1 pseudogene is annotated in these 1,396 nt (G+C 83.5%); it reads left to right on the forward strand.

Going from position 1 to position 1,396, the window contains the following annotated elements:
• Positions 1–732: 732 nt before the first annotated feature.
• A pseudogene (locus E1166_RS31670) lies at positions 733–1,396 on the forward strand (hypothetical protein); the annotation flags it as partial.

Below are 1,396 nucleotides of genomic sequence, written 5' to 3' on the forward strand. Positions count from 1 at the left end.
CCACCGACCCGACCCGACCCGGCCGGCCCGCCACCCAACGTAGGGGGCGGGCCGGCGGATCCGCACGCCGGTCAGCCCGGCCCTCGCCCGGAGCCACCCACGCCGGCCCGCTCCGGCCCGGCCGGTGCGCGCGCGGCGGTGCCCGGCGTCGCCGGCCCTCGTCCGCCCGGCCCGCCCGGTCCGGCTGCCCCGCCGGCCCAGGAGGGCGCCGCCGCGGCCCGGTCGGGTCCGCCGGTGCGCACCGGCCCGCAGGCGGCCCCGCCGGTGCGTGGCGGTTGGCCCACCGACCCCGAATCGCGTCCACGCTCCGGTGAGGGGATCTGGCCGGGCAACCCGGCGACCCGTCCTGGCCAGCGGGGTGCGGACCGTCCACCGGCCCCTCCGTCGCACGGTCCCGGCGCACCCGTCTCCGGCCCGGGAGCCGCCGGCGTGGCCCGGCCCCCGGTACCTCGCCCACTGTCCGGCTGGGACGGCCCTCCCCAGGAGGAGACCGGCGGCCGGCCCGTTCCGAACCCGGGGCACCGGCCAGCTCCGGATCGCCGGGACACCGGCCCGCATCCGGCGGGTGGCCCCGGCCCCGGCAACCCCGGTGCTCCCGGCCGGGGCCGTGCCGTCCCGGCGGACCCGACGTATCCGACCCCGGTCAGCGGCGGTCCGCGCCCTGACCCGACGCCGTCCGGCGGCAACCCGCCGGTGCCTGCCGAGCCCCGGACCGGCCGTGGCCGTCGCGTCGTGGCCGACCCGACGCCGGTCGACCCCACCGGCGGACACCGCGCCGGCCCCGCCGGCACGGAGCGTCCCGCCGGCACGGAGCGTCCCGCCGGCACGGAGCGTCCCGCCGGCACGGGGCGTCCCGCCGGCCGGCGGCGGGCCGCCGAGCCGGCACAGCCGCTCGTACCGAAGAGCGGCAACGCCCCGCCGCTGCCACCGGCGTCCCCGACCGGGCCGGAACCCGACGGGCGCGACGCGCCGGGGCGGCACGGCCCACGCACCGACGCCGCCCAGCGGGGCACGCCACCGGAGCGGCCCCGCGTCGACCGAGCCGATCAGCAGGCCGACTGGCCGCGCCAGGCGGCAGGCGGCCCGCGCACCGATCCCGCGTCGCCGGTCGTCGACCGGTCCGGTCCGACCGGTGCCGGCGTACCCGGACCGGAGGTGCCGAACCGGCTCAAGGCCCCGCCGGCTCCGGCCGGTCGTGCCCGGCCCGGTGCCGGCCCAGCCGCTTCGCCCCCGGAGGTGCCACCCGGCCCGGCCCGGGGAGCGGCCCGTCCGCCCCGGGAGGTGCCACCCGGCCCAGCCCGGGGAGCGGCCCGCCCGGTCTCCGCGACCGCTCCGGCCCGGCCGGCCGACCCTGCGCCGGGGCCGGTCGGCCCTGCGGCGGACGCCGGACCTGGAC

The sequence above is a fragment of the Micromonospora sp. KC213 genome, from assembly GCF_004348325.1.
Taxonomy (GTDB): Bacteria; Actinomycetota; Actinomycetes; order Mycobacteriales; family Micromonosporaceae; genus Micromonospora.